Source organism: Catenulispora rubra, from assembly GCF_015356825.1.
Taxonomy (GTDB): Bacteria; Actinomycetota; Actinomycetes; order Streptomycetales; family Catenulisporaceae; genus Catenulispora; species Catenulispora rubra.
The window spans coordinates 46,116-69,500 of the sequence record NZ_JAACYW010000008.1 but is presented as its reverse complement, the minus strand read 5'-3'; the positions used below and the strand labels follow the sequence as shown (position 1 = coordinate 69,500).

Sequence of the window (23,385 nt, the reverse complement as noted above, 5' to 3'; positions counted from 1 at the left end):
CTGTGTCCATGCAAGACGAGACGGACCAGGGGATACGACCTGCCGGGCGCGCGCCCGGCGGGCTGGTCCTGGTCCAGGACCTGGTCAACACCGCAACGCTGGAGCAGTACGCCGAGCACGCGTACCCCGGCGATCTGCTCGCGGACCTCGCGGCGGCGAACCGTTGGCTGGACGGGGCTTCGGCCCGGTGGGCCGCCGCGAACGCTCAGGCTCCGCCCGCGCTGCACCTGGCCGAGGCCGACCTGGCGCCGCTTACCAGGTTTCGCGAGGCCGTGCGTGCACTGGCCGCCGGCAACGGCGAAGACCGCGCCGGGATCGACTCCGAGGCCGGCGCAGGCCAGGGCGAACAGCCCCAGACCGCCATCCCGCTCGGCGCCGCGAGCCTGAGCCTGCGCATGGACGGCGACGGAGTGGTCCGCCACGGGACGACGGCCTCAGGCTGGCGGGGCGTGTCCGCCCTGGTGGCCGGGGAGATCATGCTCGCCCAGCACACGGGAACGTGGTCGCGCTTGAAGACCTGCCGGTATCCGGTCTGCGGCGTCGCGTTCTACGACGAGTCACGCAACAACAGCCGCGTCTGGCACGACGTGCGCACCTGCGGCAACCGCACCAACCTGGCCGCCTCCCGCCAGCGCCGCCGGGCCGTCGGCGCGACGGAGCAGTGATCGAGCGTCGCACCGGCGGCGGTGCGGCGGTGCGGTCGGTGCGGTCGGTGCGGTCGGTGAGCGCACCGCCGCACCGCGCTGCTCGCCTTACGCCACTTCGATGCCGTTGACCTGTGCGTTGTCCTTGACCGTGACGAACTGGACGGCGATGTGACCGCTGCCGTCGGCGGTCGCGGTGAACTGTTCGACGACCGCCTTGTTCGTGGCGCCCGCGGCGGTCAGGATGTCGAAGGAGTTGAGTACCTGGGTTCCGTTGATCGTCACGTTGAACAGGCGCGCGCCTTTCGTCGTCCAGTACGTCTCCGCGAAGTGCAGGCGCACGGTGTGGCTGGAGCCTGCTGTGAAGCCGGGGATGGTGTACGTGAAGTTGCCGTACCGGTTGGTCTGGTAGACGGCCATCGGCGCCGGGTTCGTCACCCCGCTCAGGTCGATCGTGTTGGTGCTGCCCGCGGTCGCGCTGCTGCTGAAGTCCTCATCCGCAACGAACGGGGACGCGGCCGGACCGCCGGAGTTGATCTGCACCGATGTGGGCGGTGGCGTCGTCGAGGACGACGGGTTGATCTCGATCCCGTTCACCTGTGCGTTGTCCTTGACGGACGCGAACTGGATGGTGACCTTTCCGGAACCGTCGGCGGTCACGGTGAACTGTTCGACGACTGCCTTGTTCGCGGCGCCCGCGGTGGCCACGATGTCGAAGGAGTTGAGTACCTGGGTTCCGTTGATCGTCACGTTGAACAGGCGGGAGCCCTTCGTCGTCCAGTACGTCTCCGCGAAGTGCAGCCGCACCGTATACGTGCCGCTCGTCGGCAGTCCGCCCACGCTGTAGTCGAAGGTGCCGTAGCGGTTGGTCTGGTAGACCGCCGCAGGCGCCGGGTTGGCCGCCCCGCTCAGGTCGATCGCGTTGCCGCTGCCCGATGTCGCCCCGCCGGTGGAGTACTGGTCGGCGACGAACGGGGACACCGCGGGGCCGCCGGCGTTGATCTTCACGCCGTTCGGCAGCGGCGGTGGCGGCGGTGGCGCGTTCGCGATGATGCCGAAGATGGCGAGGCTGGAGGACAGTCCCACGAAGACCTGACCGTTCGTCACCACCGGCGACGTGAACTTCACGTACCCCGAGATGCCGTCCCGGGCCTGGTTCTGACTGCTGTTGTAGAGCTCGCTCCCGAGGTTTGTGGCGTCGTAGGCGCGCAGCACCGATTCGCCGCCCTCGGTCCACAGGACACCGCTGCCGGCCGCGGTCCCGTTGCTCGAGACCACCGCGTCACCGCCGGTGCCGCCGAACGACTCGGTCGTCTTCGAGGTCGGGTTCGCCGACAGCTTGCCGCCGCTGAACGAGTAGGCCACGGTCGGCCCGCCCGACTCCGAGAAGTACACGGACTGCCCGTTCGGACCGTTGTAGAACCCCGGCGTGCTGAACAACGACCCGACGCTTCCGACCGGCAGCTCCTGGACGATCTTGTCGACGTCCGTGCGGTTGTAGTCGGTGCCGCCGCAGACGAGGTTGGGATCCGCCGTGAAACCGCCCATGTTCGTGGTGCTCACGACATAGGGCCGCCCTTCCTTCCCGGCGTCGATCACCTCGTTCGCCGACGGGATCAGCAGCGGGCCGCCGGCGCCGAGGTCGTTGTCCCCACCGCACTTCGCCGTGAACGGCGCGAAGTAGTCCTGCCGCTGGAGCGAGGAGTTCAGGCGCACGAAGCTCTGGCCCATGTCGGGACCGCCGCTGTCGGCGTCGAACGTGCCGTTCCCGCTCACGTAGTAGAGGCTGCCGCCGGGGTCGGCGGCCAGCCCGGCGCCGCCGCCCCAGATCCCGCCCTCGGAACCGTTGGCGGTGTCGTTGTAGAGGTTCGCGACCGCGAACGCGCTGTTCGAGTAGTTGTAGCCGAAGATCCAGCCGTGATAGTTGCCGATGTCGCAGAACGAGGTGAAGCTCACGTAGAGCCGGCCGTTGGCGAGCACGAGCGCGGACCGCTGCCGTTCGACGCTCGGGTCGAAGGTGATCGTCCCGCCGACGCTGCCGGTGCCCGTGCCCGGCGCCGAGCCCTGGATGACGACGGCCGGCCACTTGTCCGCGCCGGTGGAGACGTCCAGGGCGTGCAGGCGGTAGACCTCTTTGCCGTTCTCCTGGTCGTAGGCCACGACGAACATCGTGTTCGTGGCCGGGTCGATGACCGGCGTGCTGGTGATGCCGATGATCGGTTGCAGGTCGCCGCAGTCCTGGAATGTGCTGGGCACCGCTTGTGCCCCGGCCGGCAGCAGGCTCACCTTCCACAGAGGTGCCGGGGGAGTGGTCGTGAACTGGTCGGCGTCGAAGGCGTAGACGCTGTCGTTCTCCGTCGCCGCGAAGACCACGTTGTGGGTCGCGCCGCCGATGGTGAGGTTCGGCAGGTAGAGCGGCTGAGCGTAGAGCTGGCCGTCCACCGGGTAGGTGACCCGCTTGCCGAACTGGGACGAGGTGACGTTCGAGGTGTTCAGGACGGTCTCGTTCGGATACTGGCCGCTGTGCGCGTTGTCGTTGCGCAGCGTGGTGACGGCGGTGTTCGCCGCCGCCGCGTGCGCGGGCGTGGTGCTCAGGTTCACGGTGATCAGCGTTTGCGCGACCACCAGCAGTGCGGTGAACCAACTCAGGAGGACGGAGCGCCGTCGCCGTCGTGTGGCGGATGGCGCGGGCAGGATGAAGGCTCGCATCTGGCATGCCCCTTAGGCAGGGCCGCGGCCGGGGAACTCGCCTGGGTGGGCGGGCTCCCCGGCCGCGACGAGAGGGAGCCCGCCGTCCGTGCGGCGGCTACCAGCCGACCGCGACCACCATGTACTGCGGGTTGGTCACTGAGACGTCAGCGGACTGACCCGCGTAGTCGTCGTACGGGAAGCCGTACTGCACCCCGTTGATCGCGTTCTGGTGCCAGAACTGCGCGTAGTAGTTGGCCGGGGCGGCCTGGTAGAAGTTGCCCGGGACCGACTGCTGCGCGGCCGGCAGCTGCGCCACGTGCCGGTTCAGGCCGGCGCACAGCTGCGGGTTGGCCGCGAGCGTGCCGCCGCACCCGAAGATCTGCGCGGTGGAATCGCTGGTGTCGCCGTTGGCCGCGGCGTAGCTCTGGAAGTAGTTCGCGTACGCGCCGCCGGTCTGGAAGGCCTTGTCGTTGCCCGGCGACGGGATGCCGTACGGCGCCTGGTCGGTCGCCAGCTCCTTGAACTCGGTGGGCACCGAGCTCTGGAACCGGCTGAAGGTCGCCGCCCGGGATTCCTGGAACGTGGCGTAGTTCTCGCCGACCTGCTGGTTGGAGCCGTCGTGGCCGTGCAGCAGCAGGGCCAGCTTCAGGCCGAACCGGTCGACGCGGGTGGTGTCCACGTTGATGAAGGTCGTGCCGACGGTGAACTCGATGAAGTCGTAGTACTGGCCGTTCGGCGTGCCGAGGTAGAAGTACATCCGGCCGGCCGAGTTCGCCGGCATGTCGACGTACCGCTGTTGGGCGATCGACTTGGTCTGGCCGTTGAAGCTCCAGAAGACCTGGCTGTCGGGGTACTGGCCGTTGGTCTGGTTGACGATCGACAGCTCCAGAACCTGCGTGGCCGCCGGGATGGCGGACGTGTCGCCCCAGAACTGCGGCGGCGGAGCGCCGTTGCCGCTGCTGGTGCCCACGGTCCAGCTGAAGGTCGCGGTCCCCGAGGCTCCGGTGGTGTCCTTGGCGGTGACCGTCACCGTGGAGTTGCCCGCCGTCGTCGCCGTGCCGGTGATCAGCCCGGCGGGGCTGATGGACAGCCCGGCCGGCAGGCCGGTGGCGCTGTAGGTCAGCGTCTGGCCGGCAGCCGAGTCGGTGGCCTGGATCTGGAGGTTGACCGAGCCGCCGGTGGCAGTGGTCTGATTGCCCGGATTGGTCACCGTCACGGTGTCGCCGCCGACGCTGCCGGTGCCGAACACCTGGAACTCCCACAGGGAGTAGCCCCACTGGGTGCCGCGCGCGGTGCCGTACATGCGGACGAACCGGCCGCTGCCCGAGACGTTCAGCGTCTGCGTGCCGCCGGTGCCGGTCGTGGTCGAGTAGACCGAGGTCCAGGTCGCTCCGTCGGTGGAGGTCTGGATCTGGAACGCCTTGCCGTAGGCGGTCTCCCAGTGCAGGGCGACCTGGCACAGCGACTGCACCGAGCCGAGGTCCACCTGGACCCACTGCGGGTCGGAGAACTGCGAGGACCAGCGGGTGTTCAGGTTCCCGTCGAAGGCACCCGCCGCCGGGAAGCTGGCGTTCTCCTGCGAGGAGGCGGTGGCGAGGTGGTTCAGCGCCAGGTTCGTGCCGGTGTCGCAGGTGGCCGCCGCCGCCTTCGGCGTGCCGGGCTGGCTCAGGATCAGCCCGGCGACGAGGGCCAGGACCGCCAGGACGATGGTCAGGGGTCTGCTACGGGGTCGGTTACGCGGTCTGCGGGCAGCCCGGGCGATGGGTGCTGAGGACAAAGCTCTCTCCAGTACACGAGGAAGTGACGCTCCGTGCGTCGCGAATGAATCAGCCTTCGTGCACCAGTCGGGGGGCACCCTTGGTGGCTGATGTTGCGCCGGTGTTTCGGCGCTGTCAATCCCGGACCCGGTTCCGTAACCGATTTCGGTACCGGTTCCGGCCCGACGTGGGGTCCTGGCCGCAGCTCGCGGTCACGACTTGTTTCAAAGCTTGACGAAACCCCTCGGCGTCAATACCGTGCGACACGGCCACCAGTCGGCCGGGGCATCGCAGAGCACGACACAAGTGATCGTGGAGCTGCCATGAAAGAAATCTCTCGCTCGGCGGGCACGTCGCTGCGCCGTCTTTTGGTCCTGGCCGCGGCGTGCGCCCTGGCTGCGGCAGGGCTGACGCAGGCCCCTGCCTTCGCGGCCGGGACCCCGCCGCCGGCGCCGCTCAACCTGGGCATCAACGCCAACCCCGACACCTCGCTCTCCCTGAGCTGGGACCAGACGCCGGGTGCGACGTCGTACCACGTCTACCGCGGCACCGCGGCGGGCGGCGAGGCGGCCGCGCCGATCGCGACGACGACCGTCCCGAGCTACAACGACACGCACCTGAGCAACACGCTGGACTACTTCTACGTGATCACCGCGATCAACGCCGGCGGTGAGTCGCCCAAGTCGGCCGAGGACTCCTCCCGGACCCCGCCGCCGATCGGGACCGGCGGGAACACGCCCGGCACGGGCTCGGGCGGCTCGCTGGTCTACTACGGCAAGGACGCGCTGCTCGGCGGCTTCGACTGGTTCCCGACGTTGAGCGGCTGGTTCCCGCAGCTGCTCGGGTCCTCCGGCGCGCTCACGCCGGGCGGCCAGGTCGTCGACATGGCCTACGCGGCGGAGGGCACGATGTCGTTCAACGACGTCGTGGTGCCGACTGCCGGGCTGTATACGCTCGATTGGCGGTACGCTTTCGCGCAGGGGCTGTTTCCCGGGGTGATGTTCCGGGACATGCAGCTTGTGGTGAACGGCACGGTCATCACGTCGACCGAGCACTTCCCCGTGACCGGTAGCTTCGACGTGTATCAGCACTCTGCGTTGCAGGTCCATCTGAACGCGGGTAAGAACTCGATCACGCTGGGCGCGACCAACGGGCACGGCGTTTCGCGCGTCGACGAGCTGACCGTCAGCCCGGCGACGGCCTCCGCACCGAGCGGCCCGAGCAACCTGAAGGCGACCGCCGGCAACGCGTCTGTCACGCTCAACTGGACGGCCGCCAGCGGTGCGACGTCCTACGGCGTCTACCGCGGCTCGACCATCTCCGACGGGGAGGCCACCACGCAGGTCGCCACGGTCGCCGGCACGAGCACGACGTTCACGGACACCGGACTGAAGAACGGCACGACGTACTTCTACTTCGTCGCCGCGAACAACGCCACTGGCGTCTCGCCGGACTCGAACGAGATCTACACGAGTCCCGGAGAGGCTTCCTTCAACGGTACGAACCTCGCGCTGAACGCGGATGCCTACGCCTCGTCGGTCGAGGGCAACGGCACCCCGGCCTCGGCCGTGACGGACGGGTCGTTCAACAGCCGGTGGTCCAGCGTGGCCGCCGACCCCCAGTGGCTGATGGTCGACCTCGGGGCCGTGCACACGATCAACCAGGTGGTTCTGTACTGGGAGAACGCGTACGGCAAGGCCTTCCAGATCCAGACCTCGAACGACGGGACCACCTGGACGACGGTCTACTCGACCACGACCGGGACCGGCGGCACGCAGAACCTCGCTGTCACCGGCACGGGCCGCTACGTGCGGATGTACGGCACGCAGCGGGGTACCGGGTACGGGTACTCGCTCTGGGAGTTCCAGGTATACGGCAGCTGATTTTCGATCCGGTTCCTTCGCCGGTCATCGGTCATCGGCCGTAGGCACAGTGCCTACGGCCGATGACCGATGGCGCCGTTGAGGAAGCCCTCCAGGGGCAGCGTCGCCGCGCCGAGCACCATCGATTCCGGGCCGAGCCGGCCGAGTTCGATCGACGTCGCCGCGAAGGGGTGCTTGAGCGAGTGGCGTTCCGCGGCCGAGCGGATCGCCGGCAGCAGCCGTCCGCCGAGCATCAGGCCGGCCCAGCCGGCCAGGATCACCCGCTCCGGATTGAACAGGTTGACCAGATTTGCGATGCCGATGCCGAGGTATTCCGCGGTCTGCGCCAGCAGAGCCTGCGCGGCCGGCGACTCGTCCATCGCGACCAGGGCCGCGAGCGCCGACTCGGCGTCGCCGGCGGATGCGGATGCGGATGCGGAGTCGGCCACGGACATGGCCGCCGCCGGGTCGGCGAAACGCTCCAGGATCGCCTCGGCGCCGACGTAGGCTTCCAGGCAACCGGACGAGCCGCACCGGCACCGCCGCCCGTCGGCGATGATCGTCGTGTGGCCCCATTCGCCCGCGCTGGAGTTGACGCCCCGGTAGATGCTCCCGCCGGAGACCAGCGAGGCGCCGACGCCGGACCCGATCAGCGCCACCGCCGCGGTGCGCGCGCCGCGTCCGGCCCCGAACCACAGCTCGGCCTGGCCGGTCGTCTTGGCGCAGTTCTCGAACCGCAGCGGCAGGTCGGTGTGGGCGCGCAGCAACCGCTCCAGCGGCACGGCGTTCCAGCCGAAGGTCTGGCCGTGCACCACCGCCTCAGGGCCCTGCTCCACGATGGCCGGGACGCCGATGCCGACGCCGAGGACCGCTGCGGGGTCCACCGCGGCGTCGGCGAGGACGGCGTGCAGGGTGTCCGCGATGGCCTGCACCGCCGCGGCCACGTCGTGCTCGCCCGGGCCGAACGGCCGCTCGGCCTTCGCCCGCTCGACCAGCGTCAGGTCGTACAACCCGGCCTGCACCCGCGTCTCGCCGACGTCCACGCCGATCACGAACCCGTGCTCGGCGTAGACGTCCAGCAGCCGGCGCGGTCGCCCGCCGTCCGAATCCTGCGATCCGACCTCGGTGACGATGCCCTCGTCGAGCAGCTCGCGCACCACGTTGGTCACCGACGCCGGACTCAGGCCGGTCGCGGCGCCGAGGTCCTGACGGCTGCGCGGCCGGTCGAAATACAGCGACCACAGGACCGCCGACCGGTTCTCGCGTCGCAGGTCCCTGAGCGTCCCGCTTCTTCGGCCGTGCATCGGCTCCTCGTTGTTTCAAAGCGTGAATGAAGGGTCGCTCCCGACCGAGGCGCGATTGCCGAGAGAGGGGAGAACAAGAGCATATGCGGTGGACCGTCGGGGCGGAATCCATTCCCCCTGTGACCGGGTCAGGTCGTCAGGTCACGAGCAGGTGGGTTTGCAGCCAGTGACAGACGGAGTCGACCGTCGGCTGGTGGAAGAGGTGGTGCACGATCGCCAGGACGATCACGCTGATGATGTAGAGCATGATCGACAGGGGAGCGTAGGCTCCCAGCGACAACAGCGACAGGATGATGCCGACGGCCAGCACGGCCATCCCGATGCCGAGCGAGACGGTGAACCAGGGGGTTTCGAAGGTGGGGACGGCCGTCGACGTCGGATGCTCGAAGGACGGCAGGATGCCCGCTTCACCGGTCGCCGGCACGGCGGGGCGCGCGATGGGCGTGCTCGTCAGGAGGATGAGCCCGCCCAGGACCAGGACCCAGCCGAGAGCGACGATGCTGGCCATGGCACCGTGGATGACCTTCGCCACGGCGTGTACCGAATCGACCTTCGACACATTGATGCCGAGTCGGTCTGTGACGACGACCGCGGTCCTGAGCAGGGTGCCCGCGATCAGCAGGAAGATGAGATCCCACAGTCGTGACTCCGGCGCCGCGTGGGCGAACTGCAGGCTGCTCGCGTGGAAGTCGAACGCGGTGATGCGGTGACCACCCAGTACTTGGGAGCCGCCTGGCGGGTTGAACTTGGCCCCGAACAGCGGCAAGGGCAAGGCGATCAAGAAGATCGCGGTGCCGAGCCACATCAAGATCAGCCCGCGACGGGTTTCCACGGGCTGCGGCTTCAGTGACACCATGCGGCTCTCCCCCTGTCCACGGACCGGCTGCGCCCCTGGTACTGACGGACGGGTTGTGGCTTTGCTCCTGCTGAAAGCGGCGGCGCTGGTCGGCCGCGGCATCACCGTTCGGGGCGTTCGCCGCCCCGCTCGAACCTGAACACCTCGCCTGGACAGGTCGAGCGGTATGTCAGTACTCCGCCGTGGTGCCCTGGTGCCCTGGCTCCGTGGTCCGCTGGCTCCCTGGCCTTCTGGCGTCCGGGGACACGGAGGCGGCGAGTGGCGTGTTCGGAGCAGGCCGCATCGCCGCGTGGTAGTGGCGCCGGCCCGCCGCAGGCGTCATTGCCTGCGGCGGGCCGGCGGCTTGTGGTGGCCCTTGCGGCTAGCTCACGTGCTCGGGTGCCCGGTCGCGTCGAACCGGGCGACCGCCGTGCCGCCATGCCACAGCTCCTTGCTGCCGTCGGGGTGGTAGACGACCATGCCGCCGTCGGGTTGCGCCGCCGCCACGGACTGCGGCGGCTGCCACTGCGGCGCCGGGGGCTCCTGCCACGATTGCGTGACCGTGCCGCTCGGGGCCAGGCGCCAGCAGGTGCCGTCGGGGGCGCGCACGTCCTGTGTGCCGTCCGGGTAGTGGGTGCTGCTGGTGCCGTCGGGGTTGAGGATCGCGTTGTTGTGGAACGACGGGGTCAAGTTCTGGCTCTCCATGTGCGTCGTGCTCTCCACGTGCGTCGTGCTCTGGACGTGGGTCATGCTCTGGACGTGCGCCATCGGCGGTTGCGGGCCCGGCTGGTTCAGCAGCGGCGGCGGCGTCGGTGCCGGGTTGGGCGGGATCGGGGGCTTGGTCGGGTCGAACTGCCAGTTGCCGGAGCCCTCGAACATGCCCGGGGTCTGGGCGTTGAACTGAGGCGTCCCCGGCGACGGCGCCGTGGTGTCCCACTGGAGGCCGACGGCCCAGTCCGGCCCCGGCGGCTGGGCGCCGCTCGGGTCGTGCTGGAAGCGCGGATCGTAGTCCGGCGAGTCGTAGGACTGCGGTCCCGGCAGGCTGTCGGCGGGCGTGGACGGGAAGAAGTAGGGGTCCCGCAAGTGGGCCGGGTCGGGGTCCGGGCCGGCGTCGAGGATGAGGCCGCCGGGCGGCCTGGCCATGATGTCGGGCATGGGCCGGTACGGCGGGGGCTGTTGCGGGCCGGCGTCGGTGCCGCCACCAGCGCCACCATCGGCACCGCCGCCTGCGCCGGCGTCAGCGGACTGCGAACCCGATGAGGCAGGCGGCGAAGCGGGCGGGGTCGGCGCTGGAGCCGAGGCGGTCAGGGCAGGTGCTGCGGCGGCAGTGCCGGTCGCCGCGGCCGTCGACGCGTCGGCCTGGTTGGCGCTCGGTGCCGCGGCGGTGTTGTGCCAGAGGTCGAAGATGGTCTGGAGTAGTGAACTCATCGCTGTCCTCCGAACGGGGCCGAGTGCCACGGACCGGGTTGAGGTGCCGATTGCGGTACTGATTGAGGAGCGCTGGTCTGAAGCTGAGCCAGCTGCGTACTGCGCCGACCACTCTCAGCGGCGGTGAGCCACAGCCAGTGCGGAACACCCACCTGCTTCTGCTGCTGCGCACCGTTCCAGAACGCCGGAGCCTTCGTGGCCCGCCGCCACTCGACCACGACCATCGCCGCGACGCCGCCGATCAGCAGCACCGAGGACAGCCGCCCCCACAGCGTCACCCCCGACAGCAACCCGATCCACCCCGGCGCCGCGTCCCCGGCCAGTGCCTTGCCGTTCCACGAGGCGTGTTCGGCGAACGCGACCAGGAGCCCGGCCGGCGCCGCGAGCCAGGCGAACCGCCAGCGCCGCCGGTAGAGCACGCCGATCCCGAGTCCCAGGCCGACGACCCCGGTGTAGAGCAGGTGTCCGGCCCCGACCTGGTTCAGGCCGCTGACCTGTGCCTGGGTCGGGAAGATCACCGAGAACGGCGCGGCGCCGCCGAAATGCGCACCGCCGCGACCGAACATCGCGTCCTCGTAGAGCGCGAAACCCGCGCCGACCCACATGCCCAGCAGCGTGATGTCCACCGCCGACGGACGCACCTCACGGCGGCGCGCGGCCAGCCACACGATCAGCACCAGCAGCAGGGCTTTGAAGACCTCCTCGATGGCCGGGCCGATCACCGCGCCCTCCAGCAGGCTGTCGGGACCGTAGTGGTTGTAGATCGGCACGTTCACCACCCGGACCAGGGCACTCACCGCCAGCAGCCCGGTGAGCCCGGCGCCGAGGTGCACCCGCCACGTGAACGTCCGCACCGACCCGGCCGCGACGGTCACGATCGCCAGCGTCCAGCCGTGCGCGAACACGTCGCCGAAGAACGGCCCCATACCGCCGGCCTTGGTGATCCGCGGCAGCGTCCCGACCAGCACCGCCCCCGACACCGCGAGCCCGGCCAGCGACACCCGGTTGAGCACCTTGGCCCGGTGCGCGGCCGCCGCCGAGCGCGCCGAAAACAACAGCAGGATGCGCAAACTGATCGCCACCGCCCCGAACCCGATGCCGACCGCGGCCGAGGCGGGCAGCAGATGCAACGCCCGCAACACGATCCCGGCCACCGACACCGCCAGAGCCGCCACCGCGAGCAGCGCCAGCCGACGGTCGACGCCGGACTTGGCGGCGCGCAGGGCGGCGGCCGGCGGCATGCCGACCGGAGGCGGCGGCGGCGAATACGCCATGGTCATCGCGCGCTCACCGCACAGCGCGCCAATCCCAGCGGTAGCAACCTGATCGGCATGAGATCCCCCTAGCTCTCGATCGGACACGAACGACGCTAGGGACTCCAGTGACTGGTCGAACCCGTGGAACTACGCGAATCCCGCGACGGAAGCGCACCGGGGCCGCGAAGCCGCACCCCTGCGTGCCCCTCAGCGCGACGCGGGCCAAGCGATGGCGCCTGACCTGCTGTCAAAGCTGGGCGCCACTGTCTTGTGTGTGGGTTGGGTGCTGGGTGCTGGGCGTTGCGGGTGCGGTTGTTTTGTGGGTTTTAAGGGCTTTTTACGGCTTCGCGCATGGTTTGATGACCTCGCAGGGGGACGCAGTTCGGTTGTGCGAGTCGTTTCGCGCTGGCGGCCGCCGGTTTTCGCGTACACGACCGCGCGGCGGTCCGAGTCACTGCGCACACGTCATGCGGGCGGGCGTCTGCCGCGTGTGGTGGGTGCCTGAGATCAAGAGCAGGCGCCTGCGCGGCGAGCGGCCTCTGCTCGGAGGGATGACCAACCCCGCGCGCCGCCGCCGGTCTGAGTGTTGGTCGCCTTCGTCCCGGTTCCCTCATCGCTGTCGTCGCCGTGAACGGAATCAGGCCGGCCAGGCGGTATCAAGTCGGATCGCTGCTGCTGTGGCCGGGTTTCGTGCGACTTGACACCGCCTGTCCGACCTGATTGGCAGAGCCCGCCGACAGCGACGAGGGAACCGGGACAACCCCCGCCTGTGGTGTGGACGGGGTCCACTCGGTGGCCACACGCGGCGGTGAGGCGTCGGGCGGGAGGTGCGGGAACCCATCCCGCAGGCGGGGTTGTCCGGGAACCCGGAGTGCTTCAGTCCGTCACGCGGTGGCCAACGAGAAGTCGACGTCGAAGACGCCGCCTCTGCGGATCACCACCTCCTTGCTCTGCGCGGCGTATCCCGCGCCGGACGCGACCACTGCCAGCGACTCGCCCCGGCCGGGCAGCCACAGCGAGTACCCGCCGTGCGCGTCGGTGGTGACCGTGTACCTCGGGTGCGTGCAGGTGCCCGACGCCGCGTCGCGGGCCGCGCACAGCTGCACCGTCGCCCCGGGAAGGGGTTTCGCGGCGCTGCCCGCCGTCGCGGCCGAGGTCACCGTGCCCTTGACCTCGCCCCAGGACCGGGGCGCGGTCGCGTGCAGCTTCACCGGCAGCGCGGCGTACTTGCCCGGCGCCGTGAGCTGCGAGGCGTCGACCGTCACCCGGACGTTGACGCTCTGGCCCGGCGCCAGCTCCAGCGCGCCGCGGCTCCGCTGCGTCGTGAGCCAGGACACTGTGTCGCCGCCGCACTGGTCGAAACCGGGCAGCACCTGCGCCACGGTGTTGCCGCTCGGGAAGCCGAACCCGGCCGCGATCGAGCCGCCGATCTGGTACATGCCGCAGCTCGTGCCGCCGCTGCGGAAGGTCGGGTAGACCGCGTTCGGCAGCGCGCTCCACACGTTGGTCGCCCGCGGCCAGCGCGAGATCGGCGGCCTGCTCGGCGTACCGGCACCACTGCGTCATCTCGTTCGCGGCCTGGTAGTGGTAGGCCAGTCGCGCGACGGGTACCGGGCGCTTGTCCTCCAGCGTCGCCGCGGCCCGCCGATGTGCGGCCCGGCGATCCGGTCCGGCGGCACGGTGATAGACGGCGCGCGCGGCGAGGACGTGCCGGAACGCTATGCGTCCTGCCTCGTCCTCGCCGATCAGGCCACTGAGAACCGCCTCGCGCAGTGCGGAGTCGACCTCGTGCGGAGCCAGACCACTGACATGGGCCAGGACCGGCTCCGCCTCGGCGTCCACGAGCACCGCGGCGGCCAGCAGCATCTGTTGTGCCTCGGCGCTGAGCCGGCCGACGCGGTCGGTGACCGCGTCCCGGATCGAAGGCGGCACGTCGATCTCGTCGAGGGTGCGCCGGATCCACTCGCCGTCCCGCCGGATCAGGTCGGAGCGGGCATGCAGAAGCCGTACCGACTCTTCAAGCGCCAGCGGCACGCCTTCGGTTCGCGAGTGCAGCAGCTCGGCGAAGGCCGGGGAGACCAGCTCGTCGTCCAGCATCGAGGAGACCAGCTGCTGGTGCCCGACTCGGGGAGAGCGAGGGGCCGGGGATCAACACCGTTGAGAAGCGCGGTGCCGCCGGATCTCTCCGTGGCCGCGGCGGAGGTCGATGTTGCCTGCGTCACGATCGTCGCGGACGGCATCGCACCCACCTGTTTTCTTTCCGCCGGGTGGCTACCTTACCAAAAAGTGGCTACTTCCCAGCGGTTAGTCCGCAGGTCAGCATGAAGGCGTGCCGCGGGAGGCCGCGGCGGAAAAGAGGAACGGGTCCATGTCAGTCGTCGTCACCGGAGCCACGGGACAGCTGGGCCGGCTCGCCGTCGAGGCGTTGCTGCGGCGCGGGGTGCCGGCCTCGCGGATCATCGCGACCGGGCGGGAGGTCGCCGGGATCAAGGATCTGGCCGATCGCGGAGTCGTGGTGCGGCGGGCCGACTTCGCCGACCCGGAGAGCCTTTCGGCGGCCTTCGCCGGGGCCGAGAAGCTGCTGCTGATCTCGGCCTCCGTCCCCGTGGCGGAACGCCTGGCCAATCACCGGCGGGCCGTCGACGCCGCACAGGCCGCGGGCGTCTCGCTGGTGGCGTACACGAGCACGACGCGCGCCGACTCGGCCGCCACGATCATCGGCGCCACGCACCGCGAGACCGAGGAGTACTTGCGCGAGCAGGCGATTCCCAGTGTGGTGCTGCGCAACAGCTGGTACCTGGAGAACTACACCTCCCAGTTGCCGGCGGTCCTCCAGCACGGCGCCTTCATCGGGGCTGTGGGCCAGGGCCGGATCAGCGCCGCGTCCCGCGCCGACTACGCCGAGGCCGCCGCGGTCGTGCTGACCACCGAAGGCCATGCAGGCAAGGTGTACGAGCTCGGCGGCGACGAGGCGTTCAGCCTGCCCGAGCTCGCCTCGACGGTCTCCGTCGTCCTCGGCCAGCCGATCGCGTATACCGACCTGCCGGTAGAGGAGTTCGCGAAGACGCTGGTCGGCGCGGGCATACCGGCCGATCTCGCGCACGTGCTCGCCGACGCCGACCTCGGCCTGGGCCGCGGCGAGATGTTCAGCGACTCCGGCGACCTGAGCCGCCTGATCGGCCGGCCCACGACCTCCCTGGCCGCCGCGATCGCCGAGGCGGTGCGGTGATGATGCGACGCACGCTGGTCACCCTCGCCGCGACCACCGCCGCCCTGGCCGCCGTCACGGTTCCGGCCACTGCTACGACCACGGCCGCGACGTCCCGGAGTCATCAGCAGGGTGCTTACACGCTCACCATCCACGGCGAGAACGCCTTCCCGGAAAGCATCGCGACCGACGGCGACCACATCTACACCGGCAGCATCGAGGACGGCACGGTCTACCGCGGGCGGCTGGGAGTGAAGACGCTGGAGCCCTTCCTGCCGGCGGGCCAGGACGGTCGCACTGAAGTGACCGGCGTCAAGGTCGTCGGCGACCGGCTGCTGCTCGCTGGCGCCTTCACCGGACGTTTCTTCGTCTACACCAAGGCCGGCAAGCTCGTCGCCTCCTACACTGTTCCTGACACCGGCGAGAAGACCCTCGTCAACGACGAGGCGATCACCCCGAACGGCGACGTCTACATCACCGATTCCCTGCGCGCCGTGGTCTACCGGATACCGGCTGCCGAAGTCCGGGCCTCGGCGGCGGGGCGTGCGCCGCAGCGGACGTTGCAGGTTGCCTACCGGCTGCCGGACTACGTGGCCGGGCAGTCCAATGGCAACGGCATCGTCGCGACGCCGGATGGCAAGTCCCTGATCATCGGGTACTGGTACAGCGGGGCGCTCTACCGGCTCACCCTGGCCGACGGCACGGTTCGGAAGATCGACGTCCCGGCGCTGCCCAGTGACGACGGCATGGTGCTGCGCGGGAACACCCTCTACATCGCGCGTTCCGTGAACAACGAGGTCACCGTGGTGCGGCTGTCGCACCACGACACCCGGGGCGCGGTCGTGGCCGAACGTACCTACCCGGGAGCCGACACCACCACCGGGATCGCGGTCAGCGGGGATCGGTTGCTGGTGACCAACTCGCAGTTGGACGCCTTCCTTTATGGCAACCCGCTCAGGAGCCCGGTCTTCACTGTCGAGGACCTGCCGTTGCGGTGATTCGCTAAGCACTGATTCAGCGAGACGGCCTCCAGACCCGCCTGTGTTCTGGAGGCCATGGGTCGTGTCAGCCGGGGGAAGTGGCGAGTACCGGCGACCGCTTGGCTCTCACGTCCGCGAGCCACTTGGTCGTTCCGGTCGTGGCGTCCACGCAGGCGATCGCGTATTTCTCGGTGTCGCGGTTGAGTCGGTAGGCGACGTTCATGAAGGCCTCGCCGCCTGCGGTCACGACGGTCGAGTCCTGGAGGAGGAAGTCGGTGCGTTCCCAGAGCTTGGCGCCGGTCGCGGCGTTGAATCCGGCCGGGTTGAGGTAGAAGCTGCCGTAGTTTCCGGCCATGGAGGTCGCGCTCACTCAGGGTGCATCACGACGACGGCGCGGGCCACTCGGTCGCCGTGAACGTCATCTTCTGATAGTTGGGCCCGTCTCTGCCGCTCTCGGAATCCAGCCGGACCCAGGCGATTCGGCCGGTCGCCGTGATGACGCACCAGGCGGTCCCGGGCGGGGCGGCATCGATGGTCATCTGCTGAAGCGGGGCCGACTGGATCGCCAGGGTGCAGGATGCGGCGGACGGGTGTGCCGGTGCGGCCGCGAACTCGTTGTTGTAGTTGGGCGAGAAGTAGGCCAGCAGCGGTCCGTTTATCGTGTCGCCGCAGTTGTAGAGCAGATCGCTTTGGTCGGCCAGTCCGACGTGGACGCTCGGCTTGTCGAGGTTGAGGGCTGACAGCCCGTACATGCACCCGCCGCTGATGTCGATGGTCAGCGCGCGGTTGGTGTACAACGCCGCCGGTGTCGAGGCGATGCTCGAGTGGCTGGAGTTGCCGGCCGCCGGCGGGGCTGCGCCGCCTGCGCCCGCCTTGCCGGACGACGGCGCCACCGATCCCGTGCCGCTCGCGACCGGCTGGACGGTGTTCGGCCACAGCCACGTCGCGAGTGCCGCGACGGCGCCGACGAGTGCGGCGATCGCACCGACGGCGACCCACCGGCCTTCAGTCATGTCGCCCTGCTCCGCTCCTCAGACTCGCTGCCACTCTATCGCAGGGTTCTGCTATGTAGTGCCGCATGACGCTCTCCAAGCTGGCTTGGGGTCCGAGCGCCGTCCGCGCATGTCGCCGTCAGAGGATGCTCTTGATGAGCAGCAGGTTGTGATCCTCCGGGGTCCAGCGCCACGCGGTACCGATTACGGTGCCCTTCTCGGCCAACTGGCGCCGGTACTCGGTGACCATCTGGGGTACCGTGCGCACGATCAACGAGAAGTAGTCGGGAGCGGCCAGCATCGCTTCCAACAGGTGCGTCTGGTGCAGGATCAGCGACCATCCCGCCTCGGCGTCGTGGAAATACACCGGGAAGAAGGTGTTGTCGCGGGTGAACGAGTTAGCTGCCTCCAGCGCCGCGAGGCGGTCGTGGTTGATGTCGTCGTGGTTGATGTCCTTGACGATCCCGCCGGAGACCATGATCCGGTTCTCCTGCCCCGCCATGATCGACAGCAAGGCGTACTCGGTCTCGCCGAAACCGACGACCATCCCGACCCCCATGACGAAGTCGGGGAGTTCGAGGTACTTGAGCCCCAGGCCGTCGCAGAGCACCTTGATCCGGTTGAGCTGCTGGGCCGCCAGCGCGTTCATGGCGTTCTCCATTGCGGTGTCCTCCTCATCCCAGGCCGTGTACCGCCACAGGTGTCTGACGGACCGGCCCCGCGGAAAACCCGATCGGCGCTCAGGCCAGGCGTAGGAGTCTGCCGGAGGAGTCGTCTCGTGGCCGACGCTCAGCGCGCGCTGCCGGCGAATTCCCCCTCCGCGACTGCACCCTCCGCGACTGCCTCCACCGCAGCCTCCGCCGCCCTGCGCTCCCGCTCCCGGAGCCCGACCAGGTCGTCCGGCACGGGTTCGGCCGCGTCCTCGTCGAAGTGGGCGAACACCCGCAAGCGCATGGCGATCAGCGTGGCGACGAGTACCGCGAGCGCCATCGCCACGAACATCAGGCCGATGCCGCGGCCCTTGCCGGTGCCGAGGATGGTGCCCAGGGAGGAGGCCAGGGTGCCGTGGGGGGCCATCAGGGATTCGAAGCGGTCGGCGACGGCCGGGGCGAGGATCCAGCCGAGGGGGAGGGTGGACCAGGCGATCATCATGTTCAGGGAGAAGACCCGGCCGTGGTAGCGCTGGGGGACGGTGACCTGGACGATCGTGGTGTAGATCGCCTGGATCACCTCCAGGCAGAAGGCGGTGCCGAAGACGCCCAGGCCGATGACCAGCACGCTCGGGTGCAGGCCGGTGACGAGGAAGAACACCGACAGGACCAGGGTGGCCAGCATCGCGCCGGCCATGCGGCGGCGGCGCGGGCCGCCCCAGACGGTGATCAGGGCTGCGCCGCCGACCGCGCCGAGGGCTTCCAGGAGGGAGACCACGCCGACTTGGGTGAGGCTTCCGAAGGCCAGGACCAGCGGAACCACCAGGATGAAGACCGGTGCGAGGAAGATGTTGAGGACGGCCGAGAACAGCAGCATGGACCGCAGCTTCTTGTTTCCCCAGGAGTAGCTCAGGCCGTGCCGGACCTCGGTGAGGAGGGGTTCGCGGCGGTGGGCGCCGAGGGTGGCGGGGAAGCGGACCAGTGCCAGGACGCTGAGCGCGGCCGCGTAGCTCACCATGTCGATGACCAGGATGCCGGACAGGTGGATCGCGGCCATCAGACCGGCCGCGAGCATCGGGACGACCAGGGCCGCGAAGCCGTTGGTGAGCTGGGCGACCCCGTTGGCGTGGCCCAGGAAGCGCTTGGGCACCAGCTGGGGGATCGCCGAGAGGTACGACAGGCGCTGGAACGCCGACGACACCGACAGCCAGACCACCAGGACGTACAGGTGCCACACCGCGAGATGATGGCTCCATAGCAGGGTACTGAGGATCAGCTCGCCGCTCGCGGAGGCCGCGGAGAAGATGAGCATGAGCCGCCGGCGGTCCGTCCGGTCCACGACCGCGCCGGCGATGGGGCCGACCAGCAGGTTCGGGACCAGCGCCAGGATCGACAGCGCCGCCATGCGGCCGATGGATCCGGTCGCGAGGTAGACGTAGATCGGGATGGCCCACCCGGTCAGCGCAGATCCGGTGAGCGACACCAGCTGGCCGGCGGCGACGGCGAGGAAGCGGCGGACGCTCGGCGCGGCGGCGCGGTCGGCGGAGTCCGGTCCGGTGTCGTGGTGCACTTCGAGGACCGTTGCTGGGTTTGCGGTCGCAGGGTTCGACGACGACGCGGCACCGGCCGTGCCGGGCGGCAGCGGCTCGGCTGCAACCGAGTCGGCCTCAGCACCGCCCCGCCCCGCGATCTCGACATGCGCCGACGTGACGATCGCCGCGAGCTCCCCGGCCCGGTACTTCAAGAAGAAGTGCCCGGCCTCGTCCAGCACCGCCAACGCCATCGTGTCGCTCAGGAACCCCCACTCCCGATACCGCTCGCGGTGGTACTCGGTGACCGGATCGGCGCTCCCGACCACGCTGATCACCGGCGCCGCCAGCTTCTCGACCGCCGAGTCCAGCAACCCGGTGAAGTACTCCTGCGCGGCCGTGCCGTCCCGCCGCATGTTGCGGATGATCCGGTCGGCCTGCTCCGGCTCGACGTCGTCCATGTCGACGCCCATCGAGCGCAGCCACGACGCGTGGTTGCGGTTGGCGCCGAACCGGCCCTCCATCCGGCCGACCAATCCCAGCGGCCCCTTCGGCTTGGCGAACGGGAACATCGCCCCGATGTAGACGGCCTCCGGCGCGCGGCCGGCCGCCGCCAGGCGCAGGGCGATCTCCACCGCCAGCGCGCTGCCGACACCGCAGTGGCCGTAGACGACGACCGGCCCCGTGACGCGCTCCAGCGCCTCCTTCACGCACCGGTCGGCCAGTTCGTCCAGCGCCAGCCCGTCCTCGTCGAGCCCGACGTCGTGGCCGGGGATCGCCAGCGCGAACAGCGCGTGGTCGCCGGGCAGGGCGTCGGCCAGCGGCTGGTACACCGCCGCGCTGCCGCCACCGTACGGGACGCACAGGAACGTCGCGGTGGCAGGCCGGGCCCGGTTCCGGCGCGTCAGCTCGTGCAGCAGCCGGCGCGGGCCGTCGTCGGTCTGCGGCCGGGCCATCAGCGCCGCGAGGCCGCGGACCGTGCGCTCGGCGAACAGGTCCATGACCCCGGCCTGGCGCTGCGCCGACGGCAAGTTGCGCAGCTTGGCGACGACCTGGGTGGCGGACAGCGAATGCCCGCCGAGTTCGAAGAAGTCGTCCTCGGCACCGACCCGTTCGACCCCGAGGACGGCACACCAGATCGAGGCGATATCGCGTTCCAGCCCCTCGCGGGGTTCGACATACGTGGCCTGCGAAGTCCCCCCGCGCTCCGGGGCCGGCAGCGCCGCGCGGTCGAGCTTGCCGTTCGGGCTGAGCGGGAGCGCGTCCAGCGTGACGAACGCCGAGGGCACCATGTAGTCCGGCAGCGTCTCCTTCAACGCCCGCCGCAGTTCGGCCGGATCAGCCGGATCAGCCGCATCGGCCTCGCCGACCACATACCCGACCAGCCGCTGGTCGCCCGGAACGTCCGTGCGCACCAGCACCGCGGCGTCCCGCACACCGGGCCGGGCCCGCAGCGCCGCCTCGATCTCCCCGAGCTCGATGCGCAGCCCGCGCAGCTTCACCTGGTGGTCCAGGCGGCCCAGGAACTCGATGACGCCGTCGGGCCGCCAGCGCGCCGAGTCGCCGGTCCGGTAGAGCCGGGATCCGGGCGGCCCGAACGGATCCGGGACGAACCGGTCCGCGGTCAGCCCCGGCCGGTTCAGGTACCCGCGCGCGACCCCGACGCCGCCGATGTGCAGCTCGCCGGGAACCCCGATCGGCATCGGCTCGCCGTGCGCGTCCAGCACATACAGCCGCAGGTTCTGGATCGGTGCTCCGATCGGAACGCTCGTGCGGCCGGCCAACCGCTCCGGCGAGCACCGCCAAGAGCTGACGTCGATCGCCGCCTCGGTCGGACCGTAGAGGTTGTGCAGCTCGCACTCGGGCAGCCGGGACAGGAACTCCGAGGCCGCCGCATGCGGCAACTCCTCGCCGCTGCACACCACCCGGCGCAGCGACGTGCAGTCCTGCACACCGTCCTGGCCCAGGAACACACCCAGCATCGACGGCACGAAGTGCGCCGTCGTGACGCCTGCCCCGACGATCAGGTCTCTGAGATATCCGGCGTCCTTGTGGCCCCCCGGCTTGGCCAGGACCAGGCGCGCGCCGGTGATCAGGGGCCAGAAGAACTCCCAGACCGACACGTCGAAGCCGGCCGGCGTCTTCTGCAGCACCACGTCGTCCGGGCCCAGCGGGAACGCGCGCTGCATCCAGTCGAGCCGGTTCACGACCCCCCGGTGGCTGTTGACCACGCCCTTGGGCTTGCCGGTGGAGCCGGAGGTGTAGATCACGTACGCGGCGTTGTCGGGCTGGGTGTCCGGGCTCGCGACGACGGCAGACGCGGATGTCGGCGCTGGCTCCGGATCATCGAGCACGATGACCTGCACGCCGGAGTCCGGCACCAGCCCAAGCAGCCGACGCTGCGTCAACACCACCGACGCCCCAGCGTCCTCGGTCATGAAGGCCAGCCGGTGAGCCGGGTACTCCGGATCCAGCGGAAGGTAGGCGCCGCCAGCACGGAGCACGCCCAACAAACCGACGACCAGCTCCAGCGAACGCTCGGCGCACACCGCTACCAGCGTCTCCGCACCCACGCCGAGTTCGCGCAGCCGCCCGGCCAGCCGGCCGGAACGCTCGCCAAGTTCCTGCCACGTCAGGCTCTCGCCTTCAAAGGACACTGCGACGGCGGTGGGGTTCGCGAGACAGCGTGCTGATATCAGCCCATGGAGCGTCGCCTCCGACGGGAACGGCGTGTCCGTGTCGTTCCAGTCGGTGGTGGTCAGCTCCCGTTCGGCGGCGGGGAGCAGACCCAGCTCCGAGATCCGGGCCCCGGGGCGCTCGACCGCGTCTGCCAGCAGCGTGATCAGGTGCGTGCTGAACCGTTCCACGGTCGCGGCGTCGAACAACGCGGTGTTGTAGATGAACTCGCACCACAGGCCGTTCGCCGACTCGGCGGCGTGCAGTTCCAGATCCCAGCGGGAAGCGGGCAGTTCCAACGGCATCCAGCTCAACGCCGGCAGATCGGACCGCTGCGGCGCGTGATCGCGGATCTGGAAGTTCTGGAGCGCGAACACCGCCTGGAACAACGGCGGACGGCTGACATCGCGCGCCACCCCCAGCTCGTTGACGATCTGCTCGAACGGGACGTCCTGGTGCGCCAGCGCGTCGAGCACGGTACGGCGGGTGCGGTCGAGCAGGTCCATCACACTGGGATCGTCATCGTTCTCGGCGGTGAACCGCATGGTCAGCATGTTGACGAACATGCCGATCAGCCCTTCGAGCTCCGGCCGGGAGCGACCGGCGACCGGAGTGCCGACCGCGAAGTCCCGCTGCCCGCTGTACCGGGCCAGCACGGCCTGGAAGCCAGCGAGCAGGGTCATGTACAGCGTCGCGCCGTGGTCCCGGCCGAGCGCGGACACCCGGTCGGTCAGGGCCCCGTCGATGTGGAACCGGAACGTGCCGCCGACGAACGTCTGGACGGCGGGTCGCGCCCGGTCCAGGGGCAGCTCCAACGCCGGCAGGTCGGCCAGCTGCGTGCGCCAGTAGGAAACGTCGCGGGCGAGCGTCGCGGTCTGCGCGCGCTGCCACGTGGCGTAGTCGCCGTACTGCACCGGCAGCGGCTCCGGAGTCCAGGCGGCGCCGGCGCTCAGCGCCGCGTAGGCGTCCAGGATCTCGCCGACCAACAGGTCGCTGGACCAGCCGTCGCTCACCGCGTGATGGGCTTCGAGCACCAGGATGTGCGAGCGGACGTCGCGCTGGACCAGGAAGGCGCGCACGAGTGGTCCGGCTGCGAGGTCGAAGGGCTGGCCGGCCAGGGAGCGGGCCAGATCGGAGGCGGCGTCCTCATCGGAAGCAGCATTCCCATCGGCAGCGCCGGTTCCATCGGCGCCGGGCTCGCCTGCCGCCGGAACGTGGACCGGCAGCGAAACAACCGGATCGGCGTCCACGACCACCGTCGGCAGACCGTCGTCCCCCACCGGGAACCGCATCCGCAGGCTCTCATGCCGCCCGATCACCGCAGCCAGCGCGCGTTCCAGGATCCCGGCATCGAGCGGACCGTCGACATCCACCGCCACCGTCACGTGATACGCGGCGGTCCCGGGAGCGAACTGGTCCATGAACCACAGGCGCTCCTGCGCGAACGACAAAGGCGGCGCGGCGCCCTCGGGGCGCGGGCCGATCGCGGTGTTCGCCCGCCGGCGCAGCCGTTGGTCCAGCAGGGCCCGCTTGTCGGCGGACAACCCGGCCGCGGGAGTGGTCGTGGACACGA

The 23,385-nt window shown here is 70.0% G+C and carries 16 protein-coding genes; 5 read left to right on the top strand and 11 right to left on the bottom strand.

Annotated features, from left to right (window positions below; genetic code table 11):
- Positions 1-8 precede the first annotated feature (8 nt).
- Positions 9-665, top strand: coding sequence for a CGNR zinc finger domain-containing protein (locus tag GWK61_RS04690; protein ID WP_194905303.1), 657 nt, complete (start codon positions 9-11; stop codon positions 663-665).
- A gap of 87 nt (positions 666-752) precedes the next feature.
- Here the strand turns inward: GWK61_RS04690 and GWK61_RS04685 are convergent, their stop codons facing one another.
- Both GWK61_RS04685 and GWK61_RS04680 read right to left on the bottom strand, forming a co-directional pair.
- Complete coding sequence (locus tag GWK61_RS04685; protein ID WP_194905300.1) at positions 753-3,353, bottom strand: malectin domain-containing carbohydrate-binding protein; 2,601 nt, start codon at positions 3,351-3,353, stop codon at positions 753-755.
- A 97-nt stretch (positions 3,354-3,450) separates the two neighbouring features.
- Positions 3,451-5,112 (bottom strand): beta-1,3-glucanase family protein, encoded by a 1,662-nt coding sequence (locus GWK61_RS04680; RefSeq protein ID WP_228561744.1) that lies wholly within the window; start codon positions 5,110-5,112, stop codon positions 3,451-3,453.
- 303 nt (positions 5,113-5,415) lie between these two features.
- On the opposite strand from GWK61_RS04680, the gene GWK61_RS56000 reads away from it, so the two are divergent.
- Entirely contained in the window at positions 5,416-6,975 is a 1,560-nt protein-coding gene (locus GWK61_RS56000; protein WP_228561743.1) for a discoidin domain-containing protein, read from the top strand.
- A 53-nt stretch (positions 6,976-7,028) separates the two neighbouring features.
- On the opposite strand, the gene GWK61_RS04670 is transcribed toward GWK61_RS56000, so the two are convergent.
- The 5 genes from GWK61_RS04670 to GWK61_RS04650 form a co-directional block, all read right to left on the bottom strand.
- Complete coding sequence (locus tag GWK61_RS04670; RefSeq protein WP_194905298.1) at positions 7,029-8,258, bottom strand: ROK family transcriptional regulator; 1,230 nt, start codon at positions 8,256-8,258, stop codon at positions 7,029-7,031.
- Between the two features lie 136 nt (positions 8,259-8,394).
- Positions 8,395-9,114 (bottom strand): hypothetical protein, encoded by a 720-nt coding sequence (locus tag GWK61_RS04665; protein ID WP_194905296.1) that lies wholly within the window; start codon positions 9,112-9,114, stop codon positions 8,395-8,397.
- A 366-nt stretch (positions 9,115-9,480) separates the two neighbouring features.
- The gene (locus tag GWK61_RS04660; protein ID WP_194905294.1) at positions 9,481-10,521 is read right to left on the bottom strand and encodes a hypothetical protein; all 1,041 of its coding nucleotides are present in this window, start codon (positions 10,519-10,521) and stop codon (positions 9,481-9,483) included.
- Positions 10,518-11,801 carry a PrsW family glutamic-type intramembrane protease gene (locus GWK61_RS04655; RefSeq protein WP_194905291.1) on the bottom strand — a complete coding sequence of 428 codons (1,284 nt, stop codon included), beginning with the start codon at positions 11,799-11,801 and terminating at the stop codon, positions 10,518-10,520. The genes GWK61_RS04660 and GWK61_RS04655 overlap by 4 nt, the downstream gene beginning before the upstream one ends.
- Positions 11,802-12,661: 860 nt before the next feature.
- A complete protein-coding gene (locus tag GWK61_RS04650; RefSeq protein ID WP_194905289.1) occupies positions 12,662-13,279 on the bottom strand; it encodes a carboxypeptidase regulatory-like domain-containing protein in 618 nt (205 codons plus the stop codon).
- Between the two features lies 1 nt (position 13,280).
- On the opposite strand from GWK61_RS04650, the gene GWK61_RS04645 reads away from it, so the two are divergent.
- Genes GWK61_RS04645 through GWK61_RS04635 form a run of 3 tightly spaced genes read left to right on the top strand, consistent with a single transcriptional unit; the run spans position 13,281 to position 15,983 of the window.
- Complete coding sequence (locus GWK61_RS04645; protein WP_194905286.1) at positions 13,281-14,102, top strand: hypothetical protein; 822 nt, start codon at positions 13,281-13,283, stop codon at positions 14,100-14,102.
- Positions 14,103-14,145: 43 nt separating this feature from the next.
- Positions 14,146-15,006: an SDR family oxidoreductase gene (locus tag GWK61_RS04640; RefSeq protein WP_194905284.1), complete on the top strand. Its 861-nt coding sequence runs from the start codon at positions 14,146-14,148 to the stop codon at positions 15,004-15,006.
- A complete protein-coding gene (locus GWK61_RS04635; protein ID WP_194905283.1) occupies positions 15,006-15,983 on the top strand; it encodes an SMP-30/gluconolactonase/LRE family protein in 978 nt (325 codons plus the stop codon). Before GWK61_RS04640 ends, GWK61_RS04635 begins: the two co-directional genes overlap by 1 nt.
- Positions 15,984-16,050: 67 nt before the next feature.
- On the opposite strand, the gene GWK61_RS04630 is transcribed toward GWK61_RS04635, so the two are convergent.
- The 4 genes from GWK61_RS04630 to GWK61_RS04615 form a co-directional block, all read right to left on the bottom strand.
- Positions 16,051-16,335 (bottom strand): hypothetical protein, encoded by a 285-nt coding sequence (locus tag GWK61_RS04630; RefSeq protein ID WP_194905281.1) that lies wholly within the window; start codon positions 16,333-16,335, stop codon positions 16,051-16,053.
- 10 nt (positions 16,336-16,345) lie between these two features.
- The gene (locus GWK61_RS04625; RefSeq protein ID WP_194905278.1) at positions 16,346-16,978 is read right to left on the bottom strand and encodes a hypothetical protein; all 633 of its coding nucleotides are present in this window, start codon (positions 16,976-16,978) and stop codon (positions 16,346-16,348) included.
- Positions 16,979-17,096: 118 nt separating this feature from the next.
- Positions 17,097-17,618 (bottom strand): hypothetical protein, encoded by a 522-nt coding sequence (locus tag GWK61_RS04620; RefSeq protein ID WP_194905276.1) that lies wholly within the window; start codon positions 17,616-17,618, stop codon positions 17,097-17,099.
- Between the two features lie 128 nt (positions 17,619-17,746).
- Positions 17,747-23,383: a non-ribosomal peptide synthetase/MFS transporter gene (locus GWK61_RS04615; RefSeq protein ID WP_323747404.1), complete on the bottom strand. Its 5,637-nt coding sequence runs from the start codon at positions 23,381-23,383 to the stop codon at positions 17,747-17,749.
- Between the last annotated feature and the right edge of the window lie 2 nt (positions 23,384-23,385).

Excerpts from the sequence above, each read along its gene's own strand:
- GWK61_RS04690 (WP_194905303.1), top strand. The coding sequence starts at position 9 with ATGCAAGACGAGACGGACCAGGGGATACGACCTGCCGGGCGCGCGCCC.
- GWK61_RS04685 (WP_194905300.1), bottom strand. The coding sequence starts at position 3,353 with ATGCGAGCCTTCATCCTGCCCGCGCCATCCGCCACACGACGGCGACGG.
- GWK61_RS56000 (WP_228561743.1), top strand. The coding sequence starts at position 5,416 with ATGAAAGAAATCTCTCGCTCGGCGGGCACGTCGCTGCGCCGTCTTTTG.
- GWK61_RS04670 (WP_194905298.1), bottom strand. The coding sequence starts at position 8,258 with ATGCACGGCCGAAGAAGCGGGACGCTCAGGGACCTGCGACGCGAGAAC.
- GWK61_RS04665 (WP_194905296.1), bottom strand. The coding sequence starts at position 9,114 with ATGGTGTCACTGAAGCCGCAGCCCGTGGAAACCCGTCGCGGGCTGATC.
- GWK61_RS04660 (WP_194905294.1), bottom strand. The coding sequence starts at position 10,521 with ATGAGTTCACTACTCCAGACCATCTTCGACCTCTGGCACAACACCGCC.
- GWK61_RS04655 (WP_194905291.1), bottom strand. The coding sequence starts at position 11,801 with ATGACCATGGCGTATTCGCCGCCGCCGCCTCCGGTCGGCATGCCGCCG.
- GWK61_RS04640 (WP_194905284.1), top strand. The coding sequence starts at position 14,146 with ATGTCAGTCGTCGTCACCGGAGCCACGGGACAGCTGGGCCGGCTCGCC.
- GWK61_RS04635 (WP_194905283.1), top strand. The coding sequence starts at position 15,006 with ATGATGCGACGCACGCTGGTCACCCTCGCCGCGACCACCGCCGCCCTG.
- GWK61_RS04625 (WP_194905278.1), bottom strand. The coding sequence starts at position 16,978 with ATGACTGAAGGCCGGTGGGTCGCCGTCGGTGCGATCGCCGCACTCGTC.
- GWK61_RS04620 (WP_194905276.1), bottom strand. The coding sequence starts at position 17,618 with ATGGAGAACGCCATGAACGCGCTGGCGGCCCAGCAGCTCAACCGGATC.